Below are 21,856 nucleotides of genomic sequence, written 5' to 3'. Positions count from 1 at the left end.
TCAAGCCTAAAACAAAACAGGGAGACTCAGCATGCGAGGATTGGACGGCAAGGTTGCCATCGTCCCCGGCGGCGCGACCAAGATCGGCGCGTCGGTGGTCAAGGCGTTTCGCGACGCCGGCACACAGGTCATGGTGGCCGATATCAACGCGGACGCGGGCCGCGCGCTGGAACGCGACGGCGTCGCCTTTTGCGAGACCGACATCCGCGACGACGCCCAGGTCGCCGCGCTGGTGAAGGAGACCAAGGACCGGTTCGGACGGATCGACTTTCTGGTCAATGTCGCCTGCACCTATCTCGACAACGGCATCGACTCCAGCCGCGCGGAATGGCTCGAAGCGCTGGACGTGAACCTCGTCGGTTCGGTCATGCTGATGCAGGCCGCGCGCGCGGAGCTTGCCGCGAACAGGGGCGCGATCGTCAACTTCGGCTCGATCTCGTCGCGGGTGGCGCAGACCGGGCGCTGGCTTTATCCGGTGTCCAAGGCGGCGATCCTTCAGCTGACCCGCAACCAGGCGATGGATCTGGCGCCCGAGGGCATCCGTGTCAACGCCGTCTCGCCCGGTTGGACCTGGTCGAACATCATGGACGAGCTGACCGGCGGCAACCGCGAAAAGACCGACAAGGTCGCCGCGCCCTTTCACCTGCTGGGCCGCGTCGGCGATCCCGAGGAGGTGGCGAACGCGGTTCTGTTCCTCTGCTCGGACGAGGCCGGATTCATCACTGGCACCGATATCCGCGTCGATGGCGGTTACACCGCCATGGGTCCGGAACAGGCCAGCCCGGCAATTCCGCTGCTGATGGAATGAACCGGGACAACAGACCCAACAAAACACCAACACGGGAGACTTAAGGAAATGCGCAAATTCACAATCATCGGTGGCGGCCAGTCCGGCCTGCAACTGGGCCTTGGCCTGCTGAAAGCGGGCCACAAGGTTCGCGTTGTGCAGAACCGGACCGCGGACGAGATCGAAAAGGGCAAGGTGCTGTCCAGCCAGTGCATGTTCGGCGCCTCGGTCCAGCACGAGCGCGATCTGGGACTGGACTTCTGGTCCGACAGCTGTCCGCCGGTCGAGGGCATCAACTTCATGGTGCCGCATCCCGAATTGCCGGGCGAAAAGGCGATCGACTGGACCGGACGGCTGGAGCGCAACGCCTATTCGGTGGACCAGCGGGTGAAAATCCCGCGCTGGCTGGCCGAGTTCGAAAAGCTGGGCGGTGAGCTGGTGATCGCCGATGCCGGTATCGACGAGATGGAGCAATACGCCGCCGAGGACGATCTGGTGATCGTCGCCTCGGGCAAGGGCGAGATTGGCCGCCTGTTCGAGCGGGACGCCAGTAAATCCCCCTATGACAAGCCGCAGCGCGCGTTGGCGCTGACCTATGTCACCGGCATGACGCCGCGCGCCGAACATTCGGCGGTCTGCTTCAACCTGATCCCGGGCGTCGGCGAATATTTCGTTTTCCCCGCGCTCACCACCACCGGCCCGTGCGAGATCATGGTGTTCGAGGGGGTGCCCGGCGGCCCGATGGATTGCTGGGGCGACGTGAAATCGCCCGAACAGCATCTGGCGCAGTCGAAACAGATCCTCGACACCTTCCTGCCGTGGGAGGCCGCGCGCTGCCGCGACATCGCGCTGACCGACGACAACGGCATCCTTGCCGGCCGCTTCCCGCCGACGGTGCGCAAGCCCATCGCCACGCTGCCCTCCGGGCGGCAGGTGCTGGGGCTGGGCGATACGGTCTGCCTCAACGATCCGATCACCGGGCAGGGCTCCAACAACGCCTCCAAGGCGGCGGCGATCTATCTCGAGCGCATCCTCGGGCGCGAGGATCAGGCGTTCGACGCGGCCTGGATGCAGGGCACCTTCGACGCCTATTGGGACTATGCCCAATGGGTGGTGCAATGGACCAACATGATGCTGATGCCGCCGCCCGAGTTTGTGCTGGAGATCATGGGCACCGCCTGCGCCGAGCCGCGTCTGGCGCACCGCATGGCCAACGGCTTCGACGATCCGCGCGATTTCTTCCCCTGGTTCGCCGATCCCGACGCGGCGGCGGCCTATCTTCAGGACCTCAGGGCGGCCTGAGATGGGGATGGGGATCTCAGCTGACGTCTTTCGCGACGCGATGCGCCGGTTTCCCGGGGTGGTGACGCTGGTCACCACCCGCGACGGAGAGGACCGGCGCGGCATCACCGCCACGGCGGTCTGTTCGGTTACCGCCGATCCGCCCAGCCTGCTGGTCTGCCTGAACAAGGCGACCGGCACCTGCGTCGCGGTCGGAGAGACAGGGCATTTCAACGTCAACCTGCTGGGGCAGGAGGCGGAGGATCTGGCGTTGCGCTTTGCCGGCGCGGGCGGGGTGACCGGCGAGGACAAGTTCGCACAGGGCGACTGGCGCAGCGACGACAAGGGGCTGCCCTATCTGGCCGATGCGCTGATGAGCCTGTCGCTGGACGTGACCGAGCGGACCGAGGCGGGCAGCCATGTGGTCTATATCGGTCAGATCCGCTCGGTGCGCTTCGGCGAGGGCGAGCCGCTGCTTTACGAGCAGTCCGCCTTCCGCGCGCTGGCGCGGGAGGCGGAATAGGACTGCACCCGACCGCAGTTTCCAGACGACGCCCGGCGCACAAGCGTCGGGCGTTTTGTTTTTTGAGGAAGAGCGCAACAGAGGGCAGCGCCCGGCCGTGGGTGGGCGCTCACTCGTTGTGAAATCGTCACTTTATGGTCGCCGGAACATCGGACATGAGCTCTATGCGCATCAGATGCAGAAGCGCCCGCCCGGGGGGCGGTCGGGCGCTGCCCGGCGGCGCTTCGCGCCTGGATTCCGGGCTGGGTATTCTACGCCAATAAAAAGCCCGCCGGAACCGGCGGGCCTTCCTCACAGATCCCGGCGCGAGGTGGAAACGCCGGGTCCCTTCTGCCCCCTCAGGCGAAACTGCGCACCGTCAGGATCGCGCCATCCAGCGCCGCGCCCTTCTCGTCCTGCAGGGCCGCCTCGCGCAACCGGGCGACCCAGTCGGCCCCGTCTGCGCGGCCGCGCACCAGTTCTGCCGCCTCCATCACCCGGCCGAATTTCGACAGGCTGCGGGCGTGGGTGTCCGAATACCCCTTCACCAGCCGCCGGCAGCGCACCAGTTCCACCGCAAAGGCGTAATCCTGCGCCACCGCGCCCTTCACCTGGTCCAGCCAGCGCGCCAGATGCTCCTGCTCGTACCTGTGCCGCAGGGTCCGGCGGCGATAGCCGCGCAGCCCGCCCAGCACGTAGAGCATCAGGAAATTGCCCAGCCTGTGGGTGCGGACCCGGCGGCCCTTGTTGAACCAGCGGTCGAGCCGCGCCATCGCCTTCGGGTTCGCCTCGACCCTCGCCCCTATCGCGGCGGGCAGCATGCCGGCGATCTCTTCGGCGCGGGGATGCATGAATTCGGTCAGGGCGACGGGGCGGTCCTTTGCGCCCATCTCCTCTTGGATCCGGGCAAAGCGCGCGCCGCGCGTCTTCAGGTCGGCCACCCGGATCACGTCGTCATAGGCCATGGCGTTGGCGATGTATTTCGCCGCCTCCGCCGACAGCGCAAAGCCATGCGCCGCCACGTCCAGCACGGCGATCTCTTCCAGCCGGTCGAGGTATTCGGCGCCATAGGCGACGTCCTGGAATTTCACCACTTTGCGCAGACCGTGCTGCGCCATCTCCTGCGCCGGTTCGGGCAGGGCGTTCACCCGGGCGGACAGCGCCGCCCATTTCTTCATCAGCCCGCTGGGGCCCTGCGGCACGGCGATTTCAGAGGCAGGTTTCGCCTGTTTCGCCTCGGCCGGATCGACGGCGGCGTTCTGCGCCCGGTCATAGGCGGCGCCAAAGGCCCGCAGCGAGGCCTCGACCCCCTTGCCCGAGGCGCGGATCGCCTCCTCGAAGGCGTCGCGCGGAAAGGGCAGCGCGCCGGACCCGGCTAGCGCCCCGAACAGCGACGACGAGATCACCGAGCCGTTCTGGATCGCCAGCTTGTCCATGTCGAACATGATCAGCTTGTCGGCGGCCACCTCGGCGGCCGCGCGCACCTCGTCGGACGAGGCGATACCGTCGCCCGGCACCATCTTTTCCGACACCGCCAGCGCCCGATGGGTCGAGGCGATGAGCGTGGTGCGGTCGGGGGTGACGAAGCCGCGCAGGATGGCGCGGCCGGCTTCCATCATCTCGGCGGCGATCATCACGTCGACATCGCCGGCCGAGGGCGCCAGCGAGAACACCGGCGCTACCTCGCCCATCGGCGCCATCTCGATGTAATAGATCGTGGCGCCGGTGCGCTGCGCCACCCCCGCGACCGAGGTCGCCTGGCACGCGTATCCCTGCGCGCGGGCGACGCTTTCGATCCAGTTGGTCAGCACCCCGCCGCCCTGGCCGCCGACGGCAAGGACGGCAAGCTTGATGATGGTGTTCAGTTTCTCGTCGGGCTGGCGCGGGGCCAAGGCTTGCTGGATGCTCATCAGACGGTCTCCGGGAATTCAAGGCGTTTGGCGGCGCGGCGGCGTTGCAGCCAGCGGATCGCGCCCCCCGAAACGCCCTGCCACCATTTTTCGAACCCGGTGGCGTTGTGCACCACATCGGCGCGGTAAAAGCTGGGGCAAAGGATGGCGGCATCGGCCACCTCGCCGCAGTTGCCGCAGCCGACGCAGGACTGATCGATATGGGCGATGGGATCGTCGCGCAGCGGATCGTCCAACCGCTTCAGCGACAGGGACGGGCAGCCGGACAGACGGATACAGGCGTGATCGCCGGTGCAGATATCCTCGTCGACGCCGAACCGCGGCACCTCGACGCGCGCGCCGTCCTTGATCGCCTGGTTGCGCAGCGGCTTTTCCCGGCGCTGGCGGTTCAGCATGCATTCGGACGAGGCGACGATGATCTTCGGTCCCGGCTCGTCGGTGGTCAGCGCCTCGCGCAGGGTGTCGCGCATCTTGGTCACGTCATAGGTGCGGTCGATCTGGCGCACCCATTTTACGCCGATCCCCTTCACCGCGTCGGTGATCGAGTTTTGCGTCGCCTTGGTCGGGTTGTCGGCGCGCGACGACAGCACGTCCTGCCCGCCGGTCGCCGCCGAGTAATAGTTGTCGACGATCACCGCCACGCTGTCGGATTTGTTGAACACCATGTTGCCGATCGAAGACGAGAGGCCGTTGTGCCAGAACCCGCCGTCGCCCAGGATCGAGATCGCCCGCTTGTCGCCGCCGCCGTCAAAGGCGGCGTTGGAGGCCGGGCCCAGGCCATAGCCCATGGTCGAGCCGCCGACTTCGAAGGGGGGCAGGCAGGCGAACAGGTGACAGCCGATGTCGCCGGTGATCTGGTGCTCGCCCAGTTCCTCCTGCACCAGCTTCATGGCGGCAAAGATCGGCCGCTCCGGGCAGCCGGTGCAGAACCCCGGCGGCCGGGTCGGCACGGTTTTCGACAGATCCGGGATCGCCGGCGCCGGCTGGTTCGGCGCGCGGGTCTGGCCGGGCAGCAGGTCGGATCCGTGTTCTTTCAGAAAGGCGGTGATCCCGTCCAGGATAACCTTGCCGGTATATTCGCCGGCCATCGGCAGCATGTCCTTGCCATGCAGCCGCACCTTCAGGCCCCTGCGCAGCACAAAGGTGGAGAGCGTCTGCTCGATGAACTCCGGCTGGCCCTCCTCGATCACCAGAACGGCGTCCTTGCCGGCGGCGAAGGCGGCGAACTCGTCGCCGATCAGCGGGTAGGTGACGTTCAGGCAATAGACCGGGATGTCGGAGTTGCCGTAGATGTCCGCCAGCCCCAGCCGCTGCAGCGCACGGATCACGCCGTTGTACATGCCGCCCTGGCAGACCAGACCGATCTTGGCGGTTTCCGGCCCGACGACCTCGTTGAGCTTGTGCTCGGTGATGTACTTCTCGGCGGCCGGCCAGCGGTTGTCGATCTTGTCATGCTCATGCACGAACGACGCGGGCGGCAGCACCACCCGGTTGAAGTCCTTTCTGGGGTTGGCCAGCGCGTCCTTGACCGTCAGGGTCGGGGCGACGTTGTCGCGGCACTCGAAACTGCCGGTGACATGGCACGACCTGATCCGCACCGTCATCATCACCGGCGTGTTCGACGCCTCGCTCAGCGCGAACCCGTCGCCGACCGCCTTGACGATCGAGGGAAGGCTGGGCCGCGGATCCAGCAGCCAGATCTGCGATTTCATGGCAAACGGATGGCTGCGCTCCTGCATGATCGAGGAGCCTTCGCCGTAATCCTCGCCGACGATGATCAGCGCGCCGCCGTTGACCCCGGACGAGGCGAGGTTCGCCAGCGCGTCCGAGGCGACGTTGACCCCCACCGGGCCCTTGAACGTCACCGCGCCGCGGATCGGGTAATGCACCGAGGCCGCCAGCATGGCGGCGGCCGCGGCCTCCGAGGCATTGGCCTCGAACCGCACGCCGAGCTCGCCCAGCAGCTCCTCGGCATCGGCCAGCACGTCCATCAGGTGGCTGATCGGCGCCCCCTGATAGCCGCCGACATAACCCACCCCGTTTTCCAAGAGCGCCTTGGTGATCGCCAGGATGCCCTCGCCGGTAAAGGTCTCTCCCGCACCCTTGCGCAGGTGTTCGACTTCCTTCTTGAAGGATCTCTCGGCCATATTTTGTCCTCAGAATTCGTTCTTGCGCACATTGCGCAGGATCTTGTGCAGCACCGCCAGAAAGGCCTGTTGTTCGGCCTGCGGGATGCCTTGGAACATCTGCTCATAGACGCGCGCCATAGCCGGCCAGTGCCGCTCGAAGGCGGCGCGGCCCTGCTCGGTGATAAAGATGCGGGTGGCGCGGCTGTCGTCCTTGTCTTGCTCGCGCCGGATCAGCCCATCGGCGGCAAGACCGTCCAGCGCCCGGCTGAGCGTGGACTGCTCGACCACGGCATAGACCGCCAGTTCCCGGATCAGGATGCCGTCGATCACCGACAGAACCGCCAGCGAGCGCATCTTCGGTGTGCTCATGCCCTGATGGGCCATGTCCTCGCGCAGGCTGGCGTTGTAGCGGCCCATGATGCGGTTCATCAGGTAGGGCGGAAAATTGTTCAGCCCGATTTCGCCCAGCCGGCGCGGTGCACTCATCTGATCCCTCATCCGCCCAGCCTCTTGGCGGCGTTGAACCCCGATCCGCCGCCAAGGCCCGGCCCGGGATGGGTCGAGGCGCCGATGTGGGTCAGGCCCTTTACCGGCGTGGTGCCGTTGCGCGATCCGGGGAACGGGCGGAACACGAAAAACTGGTCGATGCCGCATTGCCCGCCGTAGGGGTCGCCGCCGACGAGGTTCATGTTCATCGCCTCCAGATCGGCGGGCGAATAGGCGCGGCGGGCCAGCCTGATCTTGTCGAAATCACGGATATGCGCCGCCAGAATCGCCTCGATCCGGTCGGCATAGGCCTCTCGCGTGGCCTCGTCCCATGTGCCGTTGGTCTCGATCTCGCCGGCCGCATCGCCCTTGATCACGCGCGGCGCATCGGGGATCTGCAGCCACAGGATCGCCTTGCCCTCGGGGCAGCGGCTGGGGTCCAGCCGGTGCGGCTGGCCGACGCAGATGGTGGGCGTTTGCGGGATCATCCCGCGCTCGGCCTCATTGGCGGATTTCGACACCGCGTCGATGCCATCGGACAGATGGATCAGCGCCACGTCGTCCAGCCCCTCGGCCCGCCAGTCCGGGGCCCGGTCCAGCGCGAAATGCAGCTGGAAATTGCCCCGCCCGTGGCGATAGGCCCGCGCACCTGCCTGCTCTTCGGGCTGCGCGTGATCGCGCAGCAAGCGGCCATAAAGCTGCCCCGGCGCGACCGAGGCCAGTACGCTGCCGGCCATGATCTTTTCGCCGCCGGCGGTCTCGACCCCCGTGGCGCGGCCACCCTCGACAAGAATGCGGGCGACATCGACACCGGTGCGGATCTGACCGCCCTTCTCCTCGATCAGGCTGCGAAAGGCATCGACGGCGCGTCCAGCACCGCCCTTGACCACCGGCGCGCCGGCGGCCTCCAGCGCAAAGGCGATGACTTTTCCTATCTGGCCCGAATAGGTGGACTCCGGTGTCAGTCCGGTGTGCAGAACCCAGGGCGCCCAGAGCGCCTGGATGTCCTCGCTTTGATAATTCGTCCCGAGCCAGCCGCGCGCCGGAACCAGCGCCTCGCCGATCCAGGCTTTCAGCCCGTTCAGCCCGCGCTTCCAGGCCTGGCCGGCCAGCAGTTTGGCGGTGCCGCGCGACCACAGATCGCCGCCCAGCAGCGCAAAGAGGAACGGCGCGTCGGCCTCGATGCCGCCCACATCCGCCGCGTGCCGGTCGCCGTCGCCGGCGGCCAGCCCGTTGAAGGCGGCGACATTCGCGGCGCGGTCCATGCTCAGGACGGTGGCCCGCCCGCCCGGCCGCAACACGGCGGTCGGATGGGCGGTATGGCAGAACTCCAGCCCGTGCCGCCCCAGGTCGCCTGCCAGTTCCGCATAGGCGGGCGAGGTCAGGAACAGCACGAAGGTGGCGGCCATCACGTCATGGTGGAACCCGGGCAGCGTCGCCTCTTCGGTCATCATGCAGCCGCCGGCGCGGTCTTCCCGCTCCAGCAACACGACCTTCTTGCCCTTCCGCGCCAGAAGCGCCCCGGCGACCAGGGCGTTGATCCCGGTGCCGATGATGACGTGATCGACCGTTGCCATGGCTCAGCCCTTCGGCGCCAGCGCCAGCGCGCGGATCGGGCTGCCGGTGCCCTTCTGGATCTTCAGCGGAGCGACGATCAGGATCGCGCCCTTGGCCGGCAGCTTGTCCAGATTGGCCAGCGAGGCCAGGCCAAAGCGGTTGTTGGCATGCAGCAGGTTATGCGCGGGGAACGGCGGCGTCATGCCGCCGGCAAGGCCGGCGTCGGTGCCGATGCACTGGCTGCCCCAACCGACAATGCCCTTGTCGATCAGGTACTGGATCACCTCGGCGGTCGGCCCGGGGGTGTGCGGGCCGGTCTCGTCGGCGTTGAGGAATTTCGCCTCGTCATCGTTGTATTGATCCCAGTCGCTGCGCAGCACGACCCATTCGCCCGCATTGATCTCGCCATGCTCTGCCTCCCAGGCCTTCACATGGTCGATGGTCAGCAGGAAATCGGGATCGGCGGCGGATTCCTTTGAGAAATCGAGCACGTTGACCGGCGCGATCAGCCGCTGCACGTCCAGCGTGTCGGTATAGCCCTCGGGGTTGTCGCGGCCGGTGATCCAGTGGTGCGGCGCGTCGAAGTGGGTGCCGGTATGCTCGCCCAGCACCAGCCAGTTCCAGGCAAAGAACGGGCCGTCTTCGTCGTATTCGCTGATCTTGTGAATCTCGACCTTGGGGGTGTTCTTGGCGAAATCCGGCGGCAGTTGCAGGATCGGCGTGTCCGGCCCCAGCATCCCGGTGCAGTCCACCACCTCGATCCCGCCCGAGGCGATCATCGCCCCCAGGCTTTGCAGCGTGTTCGATGCGCTCATCTTTTGCTCCCTACGTGTTTTGACGCCTCGACGAGGCGCTTCGATGTGAAACAATGCTAGACAGGATTAAATGCTTTTGCAAATATATTGGCAAGGTCAGGGGGCGAGATTTGGCACAGTTATCCGCAGATGCGGTCATAATCGGCAGCGGCATCAATTCGCTGGTCTGCGCACATCACCTGGCCAGGCGTGGCTGGTCGGTGATCGTGCTGGAACAGGCGGATGAGCCCGGCGGCGCGGTCCGCACGGGGGAATATACGGTCGCGGGATTCGCCCACGACTGGGCGGCGATGAACCTGTCGCTCTTTGCGGGCTCGCCCTATTTTCAGCAGAACGCCGAGGAGCTGTCCCGGCATGGGTTGGAGTTCGCCCCGGCAAGCGACTGTTTTTCAAGCGTCTTTCCTGACGGAACCTGGGTGGGTATCGGAACCGATGCGGGTGCCAACCGGGCCCGGATCGCGGCGCTGTCAGAGCGCGACGCACAAACCTGGGGGGTGCTGTCGGCGGGGTTTCCGGCCGAGGCCGAACATTTGTTCGGCCTTCTCGGCTCTCCCATGAAAATACATGCATTGGCATCTATTGTCTGGAGGGCGCTGCGCCGGAAGGGGCTGGGCGGCAGTCAGGATCTGGCGCGCTTTCTGGCGTCCTCACCGCGGGCCTGGCTGGAGGAGACATTCGAATCACCCAAGCTGCGGGCGCTGCTCGGGGCCTGGGGGATGCATCTGGATTTCGCGCCCGACATCGCGGGCGGTGCGCTGTTTCCCTATCTGGAGGCGATGGCGAATCAAACCTTTGGCATGGCGCTGGGCAAGGGCGGCGCGGCAACCGTGGTCACCGCCCTGCAGCGCGCGATCGAGGCCCGCGGCGGGCGCATCCTGTGCGGCACCGAGGTCGGGCAGATCCTGCACTCCGGCGGCAAGGCGACCGGGGTCGTCGCCGGGGGCGAGACCATCATCGCCAACCGTGCCGTCATCGCCAATGTGGCGCCCAAAGCCATGCAGCGGCTGACCGGCGGCAGCGGCGACGCGCGCTATGACACCGCGATGCGGAACTTCCGCCATGCGCCGGGCACGATGATGATCCACCTGGCTATGTCGGACCTGCCCGACTGGGCCGCCGGGCCGGAGCTGCGCGATTATGCCTATGTGCACATCGCGCCCTCGCTCGACCAGATGGCGCGCACCTATGCCCAGGCGGTGGCCGGCCTGTTGCCGGACGCGCCGGTGGTGGTGGTCGGCCAGCCCACCACGGTGGACCCCTCGCGCGCGCCGGGCGGGCAGCACACGCTCTGGCTGCAGGTGCGCATGGCGCCGGGCGAGATCTGCGGCGACGCGGCCGGCGAGATCACCGCCAGCACCTGGGACGAGGCGGCGGAGCCGTTTGCCGAACGCGCGCTGAACCTGCTCGAACGCTACGCGCCGGGCACCCGGGCCAAGGTCCTCGGGCGGCGCATCGTCACCCCGACCGAGCTTGAGGCCGACAATCCCAATCTCGTCGGCGGCGATCAGGTTTGCGGCAGCCATCACATCAGCCAGAATTTCCTGTTCCGCCCGGCGCGCGGCTATGCCGACGGCTCGACCCCGATCCGGGGGCTCTATCACACGGGCGCCGCGGTCTGGCCCGGGGCGGGCACGGGCGCCGGGCCGGGCTATCAGCTCGGCCGGAAACTAGCCGGGAAATGACCCGGAATTGAAACGTACAAAAACGACTTGAAACCATACGAAACCAACAGGGGAACGACATGACCAAACTGACAAGACGCAGCCTGCTCAAGGGCACCGCCGCCGCGGCCACGTTGAGTGTCGCCGCGCCGACCTTTTCCTGGGCGCAGCAGATCGACGATCTGATCATCGCCTATAACGTCAACCTGCCCAGCTGGGACCCGACGGTCGGCAGCTCGGCGGTCAACCCGACGATTCAGGGCATCTACCAGTCGGTGTTCGACCAGTTCATCCTGCAACAGCCCGACCTCTCGCCGGCAGCGGGCCTGCTGACCGACTGGGGCTGGAACGAGGACCGCAGCCAGGTCTGGATGGACGTGCGCGAGGGCGTGAAATGGCATGACGGCTCGGACTTCACCGCCGAGGATGTGGCCTGGAGCCTCGCCCGGGTCGCCAACCCCGAGACCGGCAGCCCGATCCAGTTCGTCTGGGGTACGCTGGAAAACCACCGGGTCGAGGGCAATCGCGTCCTCGCCGACGTGAAACAGTTCGACCCGACGATCTTCAAATGGATGTATTTCCTCACCGGCTATGTTCTGCCCAAGGCCTATTACGAAAAGGTCGGGCCCGAGGGCTTCGAGGCCGCGCCGATCGGCACCGGCCCCTATATGGTCGAGAAATACGAGCGCAACGCCTATGTCCGCCTGAAGGCGAACGAGAATTACTGGGGCGGCGCGCCGGAGTTCAAGACCGTGACGATCAAGTTCGTCACCGATGCCGCCGCCCGGGTGGCCGAGGTGGAATCGGGCAACGCCCATGTCACGCTGGAAATGCCCTATGAGGAGTTCGACCGCCTGAAGGCCGGCAAGCTGGAAGGTGTGGCCGCGCCGATTTCCGACATCGGCATGATCTTCTTCAACGACATCGAGGTGATGACCGACCCGAACGTGCGTAAGGCCGCCGTCATGGCGGTGGATAAGCAGGCCATCGTCGATCGGCTGCTGTCGGGCTACGGGGTTCCGATCGACACGCTGGAGACGCCGCAATACGACGCCTACGATCCCACCATCAAGACGCCCTACGACCCCGAAGGGGCCAAGGCGCTGCTGGCGGCATCGGGCTATTCCACCGACAACCCGGTCAAATTCACCATCCAGACCACCCGTGGGTTCAAGCCCAAGGACTATGAGATCATCCAGGCCATCGTCGGGCTGTGGCGCCGGGTCGGCATCGAGGCCGAGATCGAGGTCTACGAGATCGCCAAGCATTACGAGCTGCGCGCGGCGGATCAGCTGGCCCCGGCGGCCTTCTACAACTGGGGCAACTCGGTGGGCGATCCGACCACCTCGACCGGCTTCGCCATGTACGGCCCCTCGCCGCACTCGGTCTGGGACGGGCAGGATCTGATCGACATGATCAACCCGCTCTGGGGCGAGCCGGACGAGGCAAAGCGGATCGAAGGATGGAAGGGCGTCAGCCGGTTCATCGCCGACAACGCGCTGGTGCTGCCGCTGCTGCAATATGTGCAGCCGATCCTGCACGCGCCGGGCGTCAAGGTGGTCCCGCATGCCTCGGGCGCGCTGCTGCCGCACCTGATGACCCGCGCCTGAGCCGCGCTTCTCAAACCCCAGTGACCGGAGGGCGGGCGCATCCCGCCCTCCGGCTTTCGGAACCATATCCATGACATTGATCAGACGGATCCTGCTGCGATTGCTGACCATGGCGATCACGCTCTTTGGCGTGGCGGTCATCGTGTTCTTCGTCATTCGCGTCGTGCCCGGAAACCCGATCGCCATGATGCTGCCCCCGGGCGCGGGCGAGGAGGACATTGCGCGTCTCAAGGCGCTCTACGGGTTGGACAAGACCATTCCGGAACAATTCGTGATCTGGCTTTCCGGCGTGCTGCATGGCGATTTCGGCACCTCGATCACCACCCGCCAGCCGGTGCTGGGGCTGGTGCTGTCGCGGCTGCCCGCCACCATCGAGCTGTCGGTGATGGCGCTTGTGGTCGCGGTGATCATCGGCGGTGCGCTGGCGCTGACCGGCACCCGGCGGCGCGGCACAAGGACCGAGGGCGCCATCGATGTGGCCAACGGCATGGCGCTGAGCGTGCCCGATTTCCTCTGGGGGCTGGTGCTGATCCTGCTGTTCGGGGTGCTCTGGCCGGTGTTCCATATCTCCGGCCGCGTCTCCCCGGCGCTGGATCTGCCGTTTTCCACCAATTTCTACCTGTTCGAAAGCGTGCTGCGGTTGCGCTTCGACATCTGGGCCGACCTGGTCTCGCATATGTTCATGCCCTCGCTGGCGCTGGCGATCCCGCTGGCCGCGATCATCGCCCAGCTTCTGAAACAATCGCTGAAAGAAACCATGAATCTGGATTACGTGACGCTGGCGCGCACCAAGGGGTATGGCGAAAACCATGTCATCACCCGCGAGGCGCTGCCCAACGCGGTGCTGCCGACGCTGACCCTGATCGGGGTGCAGTTCACCTTTCTGATCGGCGGCACCGTGATCATCGAGCGGCTGTTCTCTTACGAGGGGCTCGGCAACATGGCGATCGACGCGGTGATCAACCGCGATCTGCCGCTGATCCAGGGGATCGTGATCCTGTTTGCGCTGATCTTTACGGTGGTCAACCTGGTCGTCGATCTGACCTATGCCGCCCTGAACCCGAGGTTGCGGCATGGCTGATGCGCGCGGACTGGTGAAACGCCGCGCGGGTGCGCGGCTCTGGCTGTCGGCCGGCTGGCTGACGCTGCTGGCGCTGGCGGCGGTGTTTGCGCCGCTGATCGCACCGCACGATCCGCTGGCGCAGGATCTGTTCGGCGCGCGTCTGCCGCCGTTCTGGGAGCATGGCGCCGACGCGGCCTTTCCGCTGGGCACGGACTCGCTGGGCCGTGACGTGCTCAGCCGGATCATCCACGGCGCCCGGGTGGCGCTGGGGGTGGCGCTGATTGCGGGGACGCTGACCTGCCTGATCGGCGCGCTGCTGGGGCTGATCGCCGGCTATTTCCGTGGCTGGCCGGACATGGTGATCTCGCGCTTTGTCGACATCTGGATGGCGTTTCCGCCGGTGCTTTTCGCGATCCTGCTGATCGCGGTGCTCGGCACCGGCCTCAGTTCCATCATCATCGCCATCGTGGTGATCGACTGGACCCGCTTCGCCCGCGTCATCCGGGCCGAAGCGATGAGCCAGGGCGCGATGGACTACGTCGCCTCGGCCCAGGTGGCGGGGCGCAAGCGGTTCTCGATCATGCTGGCCGAGATCCTGCCCAATGTACTGCCCACCATCGTCGTTCTGCTGACGCTGGAAATGGGCATCGCGGTGATCGTCGAGGCGATCCTGAGTTTCGTCAACTTGTCGATCTCGACCGATCAGCCCACCTGGGGCAGCATGATCGCCGAGGGGCGGCTGTCGATCCATCAGGCCTGGTGGGTGCTCGTGTTCCCGCTGATCACCCTGTTTCTGACCGTCCTCAGCTTCAGCCAATTGGGCGAAGGGCTGAAGGACCATTTCGATCCGGTGCTGAGATGAGCTTTCTGACCATCGAAAATCTGAGCGCCTTTGTCGGCCCCGCGCCGATCCTGCGCGACGTGTCACTCACGGTCACCGCGGGCGAGGTGCGCGGGCTGGTCGGCGAAAGCGGCGCCGGCAAGAGCATGATCGGCAAGGCGGTTCTGGGCACGCTGCCGCCGGCGGTGCGGGTCGCATCGGGCCGGATCGTGCTGGAGGGAGAGGATCTGCTGGCGATGCGCCCGCGCGACCGCCGCCGGGTGATCGGCGCCAGGGCGGCGCTGATCCCGCAGGATCCGCTGACCGCGCTCAACCCCTCGCGCCGGGTCGGCCCGCAGATCACCAACCGGCTGGTCGATATCCTCGGCTGGACCAGGCACGACGCGCAGGTGCGCGCGCTGGAGCTGCTGGACGAGGTGCATATCCCCGAGCCGGAGCGGGTGATGCGCGCCTATCCGCACGAGCTTTCGGGCGGCATGCGCCAGCGCATCCTGATCGCCTCGGCCTTTGCCGCCGAACCCCGGCTGATCATCGCGGACGAACCGACGACGGCGCTGGACGTGACGGTGCAGAAACAGATCCTGCGCCTGATCCGCGAGATGCAGGCGCGCCATGGCACCGCGCTGTTGTTCGTGACGCATGATCTGGGCGTGGTGTCCAAGATCTGCCAGTCGCTCACCGTGCTCTATGGCGGCAAGGTGCTGGAGGATACGCGGGTCGGGGATTTCTTTGCCGGGCCGACGCATCCCTATTCCGCCGCCCTGCTGGCGGCGACGCCGAAATACACCGACCCCGACGCCAGCCTGACCCCGGTGCCCGAGGCGGTGATCGACGGCGTCCGGGCCGAGATCGAAGCCTTTGACAGGATGCACGGCCATGTCTGACACACCGATCTATGACATCGAGAACCTGCGCCTGTCCTTTCCCGACATGGCGCATAAGCCGCTGCTCGGTCCGGCCCCGCGGGTCGAGATCCTCAAGGGCATCTCGCTGCGCATTCCGCGTGGCGATGTGGTGGGGATCGTCGGCGGCTCCGGCTCCGGCAAATCGACGCTGGGGCGGGCGATGGTCCGGCTGATCGAACCGGACAGCGGCGCGATCCGCTTTGAGGGGCAGGACATCACCCATCTGGGCGAGGATGCGCTGCGCCCGCTGCGGCGTAGGTTCCAGATGATCTTTCAGGATCCGATGTCCTCGCTCAACCCGCGACGAACGGTGGGGGCGATCATCGCCGGGCCGCTGAAACTGCAGGGCTTCGACCGGGTATCCGGCCGCGTCGATCAGGCGCTGGACCACGTCGGCCTGCCGCGCGTCTTCCGCAAACGCTATCCGCATGAGCTTTCGGGCGGGCAGCGCCAGCGCGTCGGCATCGCCCGGGCCATCGCCACCGAGCCGGATTTCATCCTGGCGGATGAGATCGTCTCGGGCCTCGATGTCTCCAGCCAGGCGCAGGTTCTGAATCTGCTGGAGCAGCTGGTGCGCGAGCTGGGCCTGACACTGGCCTTCATCAGCCATGACCTCTCGGTGATCCGGCGGCTGTGCCGGCACACGGTGGTCCTCCATCGCGGCGAGGTGGTCGAATACAGCGAGACCCAGGCGCTGTTCGACGCGCCGCAGGCGGCATATACCCGCGAGTTGCTGGACGCGATCCCGCTGCCGGATCTGGATCAGGTCTGGGTCTGAGCGCGCGCCGGCGTAGGGCAGAGGGGGGGCGCCCGGCAGGGGGCTCAGTACCGCCGCCTGAGACCGGTGCGCGCCACCCGCCGCGCCTTTTGCTGTTCGCGCAGGAACACGAACAGTCCCGCGCCCATGATCAGCGCCATGCCGATCCACACCTCCCAGGCGGGCAGGGTGCCCCAGATCGCCCAGCCCCAGAACACCGCCAGCGGCAATCCGACGTATTCGAACGGCGCCACCGTGGCGGCATCGGCCAGCCGGTACGCCTGGCTCAGGCAATAGCCGACGATCGCCGCGTTCATCCCCAGACCGGCCAGATAGATCCAGTCGCCGTCCCGCGGCCAGACCCAGGCGCGCAACAGGAACTGCACGCTGGCATTGTCGCTGGCCTCGGCAAAGCGTCCGTCGCCGGCCACCGCCCAGAACCCCAGCGAGACCAGAATGAACATCCCCTGGATATAGACCGCCAGCGCCGAGGCCTTGGTGGTGGCCCCCAGCTTGCGCGTCATGATCTGCATGATCGCATAGGCCAGCGCCGAGAGCACCGGCAACAGCAGCATCAGGCGGCTGACCTCCAGCTCGCCGCTGCCCTGCCAGGGGCGCTGCATCAGCACCACCCCGGCGAATCCGACGATCACCGCCGCCATCCGCAGCGGTCCGACCTTTTCGCCCAGCACGGGGATCGACAACAGCGTGATGAAAAGCGGCGCGGCAAAGAACAGCGCCGTCGCATCGGCCAGCGGCAACACCGCCAGCGCCAGGAAAAAGGTCATGTTGGCGATCACCACCATCAGCCCGCGCAGGATATGCAGCCCCGGCTGCCGGGTGCGCAGGATCGACCAGCCCCCTTCGATCTGGACCATGGCCAGGCTGAACAGGATTCCGATGGCGGACCGGGTGAACACCACCTGATGCAGCGGATAGCCGCCGGAAAGCTGCTTGATCAGCATGTCATTGACCGAAATCGCCAGGATCCCGACCAGGACGAGGGCGATGCCCACCCCTGGACGACTTTGTGCTGCGCTCTGCATGGCTCTCTCCCCTGAGTGCCCGCTGGCTAGCACGTATGCCGTCCCCGTCAATCGCCTGTTTCCGACATGCGCCGCGCCTTGGGCGGGCAAAGGCGGCTTGGCCCGCCATCCGGCCTCGGGTAACCTGTGCATGAACCAAGGGAGACAGCCTGCCATGCATATGAGTGACGACCGCCAGATCAAGGCCGATCCGGCCACCGTTTACGCCGCCATTCTGGATCCCGAGATGCTCAAGGCCTGCGTGCCGGGCGCCTCGGAGGTCGAAGGCAACCCGCAGGACGGATATACCGCCACGGTGACGCAGAAGGTCGGGCCGGTGAAGGCCACCTTCAAGGGACAGGTCACCATGTCGGACATGGTCGAGAACGAGAAGATCACGATCGCCGGCGAGGGCAAGGGCGGGGCCGCGGGCTTTGCCAAGGGGGGCGCCACCGTGACCCTCGCGCCGGCGGGCGAAGGGCTGACCCTGCTGTCCTATGAGGTCGAGGCCAAGGTCGGGGGCAAACTGGCCCAGCTTGGCAGCCGGCTGATCGACGGGTTCGCCAAGAAGATGGCCGACCAGTTCTTTCAAAACCTTCAGGCGCAGATCGAAGGTCCGGCAGAGGAGAGCGACGCGCAGGAGCCGGAAGCCGGGGCCGAGACCAGCGAAAAGAAGGGCTGGTTCAAACGCGTCACCGGCCGCGAGTGATCCCTGCAAAATCGCGCACCCCCGTGTGCACCGGGGCGCTGTTCTGTCCCGGGCGGGCGCATTAAGTTGCGCGCGAAAGGAAGAACTCATGTCCGCGATGCTGTCGATCCGCGACCTGCGCAAGACCTATGACGGAGGGTTTCAGGCGCTCAAGGGCGTCACCCTCGAGATCCGGGAGGGCGAGATCATCGCCCTGCTCGGCCCCAACGGGGCGGGCAAGACCACGCTGATTTCGACCGTCTGCGGCATCACCACGCCCACGTCGGGCAAGGTCACCGTGGGCGGGCACGACATCCTGACCGATTTCCGCGCCGCCCGCGCGCTGATCGGTCTGGTGCCGCAGGAGGTATCGCTGGAGCCCTTCGAGAAGGTGATCAAGACCGTGCGCTTTTCGCGCGGCCTGTTCGGCCATCGCCGCGACGAGGCGCTGATCGAAAAGATCCTGCGCCGGCTGTCGCTGTGGGACAAGCGCAACGCCCAGATCAAGGAGCTGTCCGGCGGCATGAAACGCCGGGTGCTGATCGCCAAGGCGCTGGCGCATGAGCCACGGGTTCTGTTCCTGGACGAGCCGACCGCCGGTGTCGATGTGGAGTTGCGCAAGGACATGTGGGGCATCGTCGCCGATCTGAAGGCCGATGGTGTCACCATCATCCTGACCACCCATTACATAGAAGAGGCCGAGGCGATCGCCGACCGCATCGGGGTCATTAACGGCGGCGAACTGTTGCTGGTCGAGGATAAGGACAGGTTGATGACCCGGCTCGGGAAGAAGCGGATCGAGGTGCACCTGAGCGAGCCGCTGGACGCGATCCCGCCGGCGCTGGCGCAGCCGGGGCTGAGCCTGGAGGGCGAGGGTGATGTGTTGATGTTCGAATATGACACCCAGGCCGAACGCACCGGCATCACCAAACTGCTGAACGACATCGCCGGGGCCGGTCTGGTGCTGCGCGATCTGAGCACGCGGCAAAGCAGCCTTGAGGAAATCTTCGTCGATCTGGTCACGGAGGGACGATCATGAACTGGGGGGCCATCGCCGCGATCTACCGTTTCGAGATGTCGCGGTTCTTTCGCACGCTGATGCAGAGCTTTTTGTCGCCGGTGCTGTCCACCTCGCTCTATTTCGTGGTGTTCGGCACCGCCATCGGCAGCCGGATCGAGCAGGTCGAGGGGATCAGTTACGGCGCCTTCATCGTGCCGGGGCTGATCATGCTGTCGGTAATCACCCAGTCGATCTCGAACGCCTCCTTCGGGATCTACTTTCCGAAATTCATCGGCACCATCTATGAGCTTCTGTCCGCCCCGGTGACCTTTCTGGAGATTGTCCTGGGCTATGTGGGGGCGGCGGCAACCAAGGCGCTGTTCATCGGCACGGTGATCCTGTGCACCGCCGCGCTGTTCGTCGATTTCCCGATCGCCCACCCGCTTGCGATGGTGCTGTTCCTGGTCCTGACCTGTCTCAGTTTCGCGCTGATGGGATTCATCATCGGCATCTGGGCGAAAAATTTCGAGCAGTTGCAACTGGTGCCGCTGCTGGTGGTCACCCCACTGGTGTTCCTCGGCGGCTCCTTCTACTCGATCACCATGCTGCCGCCGGTCTGGCAGACCATCACGCTGTTCAATCCGGTGGTCTATCTGATCTCGGGATTCCGCTGGTCGTTCTTCGATGCCGCCGACGTGCCGGTCGGCCTCAGCCTGTTGGCGATCGCCGGTTTCACCTGCCTGTGCCTGGGTGTCATCTGGTGGATATTCCGCACCGGCTGGCGCATCCGCAGCTGACCCTCCGGACGTTTTTTCCGGCGAACGTGGCGTGAAATCCCCGGCCGGGGCTTTCTGTCTCTGCGATCCCTTGTTTGTCGGCAGACGGCATTCTACATCGGGCGGTATGAAGCTGCGACTGCCTTTCATCCAGAACCCGCCGCTGGTTTCCGTGGTGCGCCTGACCGGCATGATCGGTACGGGCGGACGCAGCACGCTGAACGATCAAAGCGTTGCGCCGCTGCTGGAAAAGGCGTTCCGGCGGGGCAAGCCCGCCGCCGTCGCGCTGGAGATCAACTCGCCCGGCGGCTCGCCGGTGCAATCCTCGCTGATTGCCGCGCGCATCCGGCGGCTGTCCGAGGAAACCAAGGTTCCCGCCTTTGCCTTTGTCGAGGATGTGGCCGCCTCGGGCGGGTACTGGCTGGCCTCGGCGGCGGATGAGATCTGGGCCGACGCCAATTCGATCCTCGGTTCGATCGGGGTGATTTCATCTGGGTTCGGCGCCCATATCCTGCTGGCGCGCCAGGGGGTGGAACGGCGGGTCCATACCGCCGGAGAATCCAAATCCATGCTCGATCCGTTCCGCCCGGAAAACCCCGAGGACGTGGCGCGGCTGAAGGTGATCCTGGGCGACCTGCACGAGAATTTCATCGCCCAGATCAAGGCGCGCCGGGGCGACAGGCTGGACACCAAGACCAATCTCTTCACCGGCGAGATCTGGGCTGCGCGACGGGCGACCGATCTGGGCCTGATCGACGGGATCGCCCATCTCAAGCCCAAGATGCAGGACCGCTTCGGCGAAAAGGCCCACTTCCGCCGGTATTCCCTGCGCCGCCCGATCTGGTCGCGCTTCGGCGCGCAGATGGCACAGGACGCGCTCCTTGGCGTCGAGGAGCGTGCGGCCTTCGCGCGCTTTGGCCTCTGACGTGATTTTCAAGATCGTTTCCCTCTTTCTCGCTGCTATGGCGGTGCTGGCCATGTTCGGAAAGCTGCGATTTCCCGGGCAGAAAAAACTGTCTTCGGCGCGCTGTCCGCGCTGCGGCCGGTTTCGGATCGGCAAGGGCCCCTGCGATTGCGGCAAGGGGGGGCGGCGGTCATGACGCCATGGCTGTTTGCCGCGCTGGGGCTGGTCATCCTGCTGCTGGCCGGCGATGCGCTGGTGCGCGGCGCGGTCAATCTCAGCCTGCGGCTGGGCGTGCCGGCGCTGATCGTCAGCCTGACCATCGTCGCCTTCGGCACCTCGGCGCCCGAGCTGCTGATCTCGATCAAGGCGGTGACCGACCATGCGCCGGGCATCGCGCTGGGCAATGTGGTGGGTTCGAACACCGCGAATATCCTGATCGTTCTCGGACTGCCGGCAATCATGGCCCATATGCACACCAGCGAGTGCGACACCCGGAAAAGCTATGTCTTCATGCTGGTCTCTTCGGTGCTGTTCATCGCGCTGGCCTTTCTGGGAACCTTCACGCTGCTGTCGGGGATTGTGCTGCTGGCGGCGCTGGCCCTGGTCCTGTGGGATCAGATGCGCGAGGCGCTGAACCATCGCCGCAACGGCGCCCGGGAGAACGAGGGGCTCGACGTGCTGGACGGGCTGGACGAGGCCGATCCCGACATGCCCTTTTGGCGCATCGGCATCTATCTGGCGCTGGGCCTGATCGGCCTGCCGCTGGGCGCCAACCTTCTGGTCGAGAACGCCTCGGTCATCGCCCGCACCTATGGTGTCAGCGATACGGTTATCGGGCTGACGCTGGTGGCGCTGGGCACCTCGCTGCCGGAGCTGGCCACGACGGTGATGGCGGCGCTGCGCCGGCAGGCCGACGTGGCGCTGGGCAACGTGATCGGGTCCAACATGTTCAACCTGCTGGCCATCATCGGGGTTGCAACGCTGTTCGGGCCGATCCCGGTTGATCCGGAGTTTCTGCGTTTCGACCTCTGGGTGATGCTGGGGGCCTCGCTTCTGCTGGTGCCTTTCGTGTTTTTCGGCCGCGACATCAACCGGATGTGGGGCATCGCGCTGAGCATGCTATATGTCATCTATGTTGGCGCGGTGCTGATCTGACACC

Annotated in this window: 20 protein-coding genes; 14 read left to right on the top strand and 6 right to left on the bottom strand. The window is 66.1% G+C overall.

The features are described from left to right. Positions 1 to 31 precede the first annotated feature (31 nt). From E1832_RS16125 to E1832_RS16115, 3 genes are read left to right on the top strand one after another with little or no spacing between them, the layout of a single operon-like run. The gene (locus E1832_RS16125; protein ID WP_133360804.1) at positions 32 to 808 is read left to right on the top strand and encodes an SDR family oxidoreductase; all 777 of its coding nucleotides are present in this window, start codon (positions 32 to 34) and stop codon (positions 806 to 808) included. Between the two features lie 48 nt (positions 809 to 856). Then, positions 857 to 2,089, top strand: a complete 1,233-nt coding sequence (locus tag E1832_RS16120) for a styrene monooxygenase/indole monooxygenase family protein (protein WP_133360803.1) — start codon at positions 857 to 859, stop codon at positions 2,087 to 2,089. Positions 2,090 to 2,096: 7 nt separating this feature from the next. Continuing rightward, positions 2,097 to 2,591, top strand: coding sequence for a flavin reductase family protein (locus E1832_RS16115; RefSeq protein WP_165978913.1), 495 nt, complete (start codon positions 2,097 to 2,099; stop codon positions 2,589 to 2,591). Positions 2,592 to 2,929: 338 nt separating this feature from the next. Here the strand turns inward: E1832_RS16115 and E1832_RS16110 are convergent, their stop codons facing one another. The 5 genes from E1832_RS16110 to E1832_RS16090 are packed head-to-tail and all read right to left on the bottom strand — an operon-like array spanning position 2,930 to position 9,467. Next, positions 2,930 to 4,480 carry an indolepyruvate oxidoreductase subunit beta family protein gene (locus tag E1832_RS16110; protein WP_133360801.1) on the bottom strand — a complete coding sequence of 517 codons (1,551 nt, stop codon included), beginning with the start codon at positions 4,478 to 4,480 and terminating at the stop codon, positions 2,930 to 2,932. Next, the gene (locus E1832_RS16105; RefSeq protein ID WP_133360800.1) at positions 4,480 to 6,627 is read right to left on the bottom strand and encodes a thiamine pyrophosphate-dependent enzyme; all 2,148 of its coding nucleotides are present in this window, start codon (positions 6,625 to 6,627) and stop codon (positions 4,480 to 4,482) included. Before E1832_RS16105 ends, E1832_RS16110 begins: the two co-directional genes overlap by 1 nt. Before the next feature lie 9 nt (positions 6,628 to 6,636). Further along, a complete protein-coding gene (locus E1832_RS16100; RefSeq protein ID WP_245514013.1) occupies positions 6,637 to 7,095 on the bottom strand; it encodes a MarR family winged helix-turn-helix transcriptional regulator in 459 nt (152 codons plus the stop codon). A gap of 8 nt (positions 7,096 to 7,103) precedes the next feature. Continuing rightward, on the bottom strand, positions 7,104 to 8,672 hold the full coding sequence (locus E1832_RS16095) for a phytoene desaturase family protein (protein WP_133360798.1): 1,569 nt from the start codon (positions 8,670 to 8,672) through the stop codon (positions 7,104 to 7,106). A gap of 3 nt (positions 8,673 to 8,675) precedes the next feature. Beyond that, positions 8,676 to 9,467, bottom strand: coding sequence for a cyclase family protein (locus E1832_RS16090; protein WP_133360797.1), 792 nt, complete (start codon positions 9,465 to 9,467; stop codon positions 8,676 to 8,678). Positions 9,468 to 9,577: 110 nt separating this feature from the next. Here E1832_RS16090 and E1832_RS16085 point away from each other — a divergent pair, with 110 nt between their 5' ends. The 6 genes from E1832_RS16085 to E1832_RS16060 all read left to right on the top strand — a co-directional run bounded on the left by E1832_RS16085 (position 9,578) and on the right by E1832_RS16060 (position 16,325). Beyond that, positions 9,578 to 11,149: a phytoene desaturase family protein gene (locus tag E1832_RS16085; RefSeq protein WP_245514012.1), complete on the top strand. Its 1,572-nt coding sequence runs from the start codon at positions 9,578 to 9,580 to the stop codon at positions 11,147 to 11,149. Between the two features lie 59 nt (positions 11,150 to 11,208). Next, on the top strand, positions 11,209 to 12,738 hold the full coding sequence (locus tag E1832_RS16080; RefSeq protein WP_133360795.1) for an ABC transporter substrate-binding protein: 1,530 nt from the start codon (positions 11,209 to 11,211) through the stop codon (positions 12,736 to 12,738). 70 nt (positions 12,739 to 12,808) lie between these two features. Next, the gene (locus E1832_RS16075; protein WP_133360794.1) at positions 12,809 to 13,819 is read left to right on the top strand and encodes an ABC transporter permease; all 1,011 of its coding nucleotides are present in this window, start codon (positions 12,809 to 12,811) and stop codon (positions 13,817 to 13,819) included. Continuing rightward, on the top strand, positions 13,812 to 14,663 hold the full coding sequence (locus E1832_RS16070; RefSeq protein ID WP_133360793.1) for an ABC transporter permease: 852 nt from the start codon (positions 13,812 to 13,814) through the stop codon (positions 14,661 to 14,663). Before E1832_RS16075 ends, E1832_RS16070 begins: the two co-directional genes overlap by 8 nt. Then, positions 14,660 to 15,526: an ABC transporter ATP-binding protein gene (locus E1832_RS16065; RefSeq protein ID WP_133360792.1), complete on the top strand. Its 867-nt coding sequence runs from the start codon at positions 14,660 to 14,662 to the stop codon at positions 15,524 to 15,526. Before E1832_RS16070 ends, E1832_RS16065 begins: the two co-directional genes overlap by 4 nt. Further along, positions 15,519 to 16,325 carry an ATP-binding cassette domain-containing protein gene (locus tag E1832_RS16060; protein WP_133360791.1) on the top strand — a complete coding sequence of 269 codons (807 nt, stop codon included), beginning with the start codon at positions 15,519 to 15,521 and terminating at the stop codon, positions 16,323 to 16,325. The genes E1832_RS16065 and E1832_RS16060 overlap by 8 nt, the downstream gene beginning before the upstream one ends. A 44-nt stretch (positions 16,326 to 16,369) precedes the next feature. On the opposite strand, the gene E1832_RS16055 is transcribed toward E1832_RS16060, so the two are convergent. Continuing rightward, a complete protein-coding gene (locus E1832_RS16055) occupies positions 16,370 to 17,350 on the bottom strand; it encodes a DMT family transporter (protein ID WP_133360790.1) in 981 nt (326 codons plus the stop codon). Between the two features lie 154 nt (positions 17,351 to 17,504). Here E1832_RS16055 and E1832_RS16050 point away from each other — a divergent pair, with 154 nt between their 5' ends. The 5 genes from E1832_RS16050 (at position 17,505) to E1832_RS16030 (ending at position 21,852) form a co-directional block, all read left to right on the top strand. Continuing rightward, positions 17,505 to 18,038, top strand: coding sequence for an SRPBCC family protein (locus E1832_RS16050; RefSeq protein ID WP_133360789.1), 534 nt, complete (start codon positions 17,505 to 17,507; stop codon positions 18,036 to 18,038). 88 nt (positions 18,039 to 18,126) lie between these two features. Beyond that, a complete protein-coding gene (locus E1832_RS16045) occupies positions 18,127 to 19,056 on the top strand; it encodes an ABC transporter ATP-binding protein (protein WP_133360788.1) in 930 nt (309 codons plus the stop codon). Beyond that, on the top strand, positions 19,053 to 19,814 hold the full coding sequence (locus E1832_RS16040; protein ID WP_133360787.1) for an ABC transporter permease: 762 nt from the start codon (positions 19,053 to 19,055) through the stop codon (positions 19,812 to 19,814). Before E1832_RS16045 ends, E1832_RS16040 begins: the two co-directional genes overlap by 4 nt. Positions 19,815 to 19,920: 106 nt before the next feature. Then, on the top strand, positions 19,921 to 20,718 hold the full coding sequence (locus E1832_RS16035; protein ID WP_133360786.1) for a S49 family peptidase: 798 nt from the start codon (positions 19,921 to 19,923) through the stop codon (positions 20,716 to 20,718). 171 nt (positions 20,719 to 20,889) lie between these two features. Next, positions 20,890 to 21,852, top strand: a complete 963-nt coding sequence (locus E1832_RS16030) for a calcium/sodium antiporter (RefSeq protein ID WP_133360785.1) — start codon at positions 20,890 to 20,892, stop codon at positions 21,850 to 21,852. Positions 21,853 to 21,856 lie beyond the last annotated feature (4 nt).

It is taken from the genome of Antarcticimicrobium luteum (genome assembly GCF_004358185.1).
Taxonomy (GTDB): domain Bacteria; phylum Pseudomonadota; class Alphaproteobacteria; order Rhodobacterales; family Rhodobacteraceae; genus Antarcticimicrobium; species Antarcticimicrobium luteum.
Note: the sequence above shows the minus strand (reverse complement) of the source record. Positions and strands in the feature narration are given on the sequence as shown.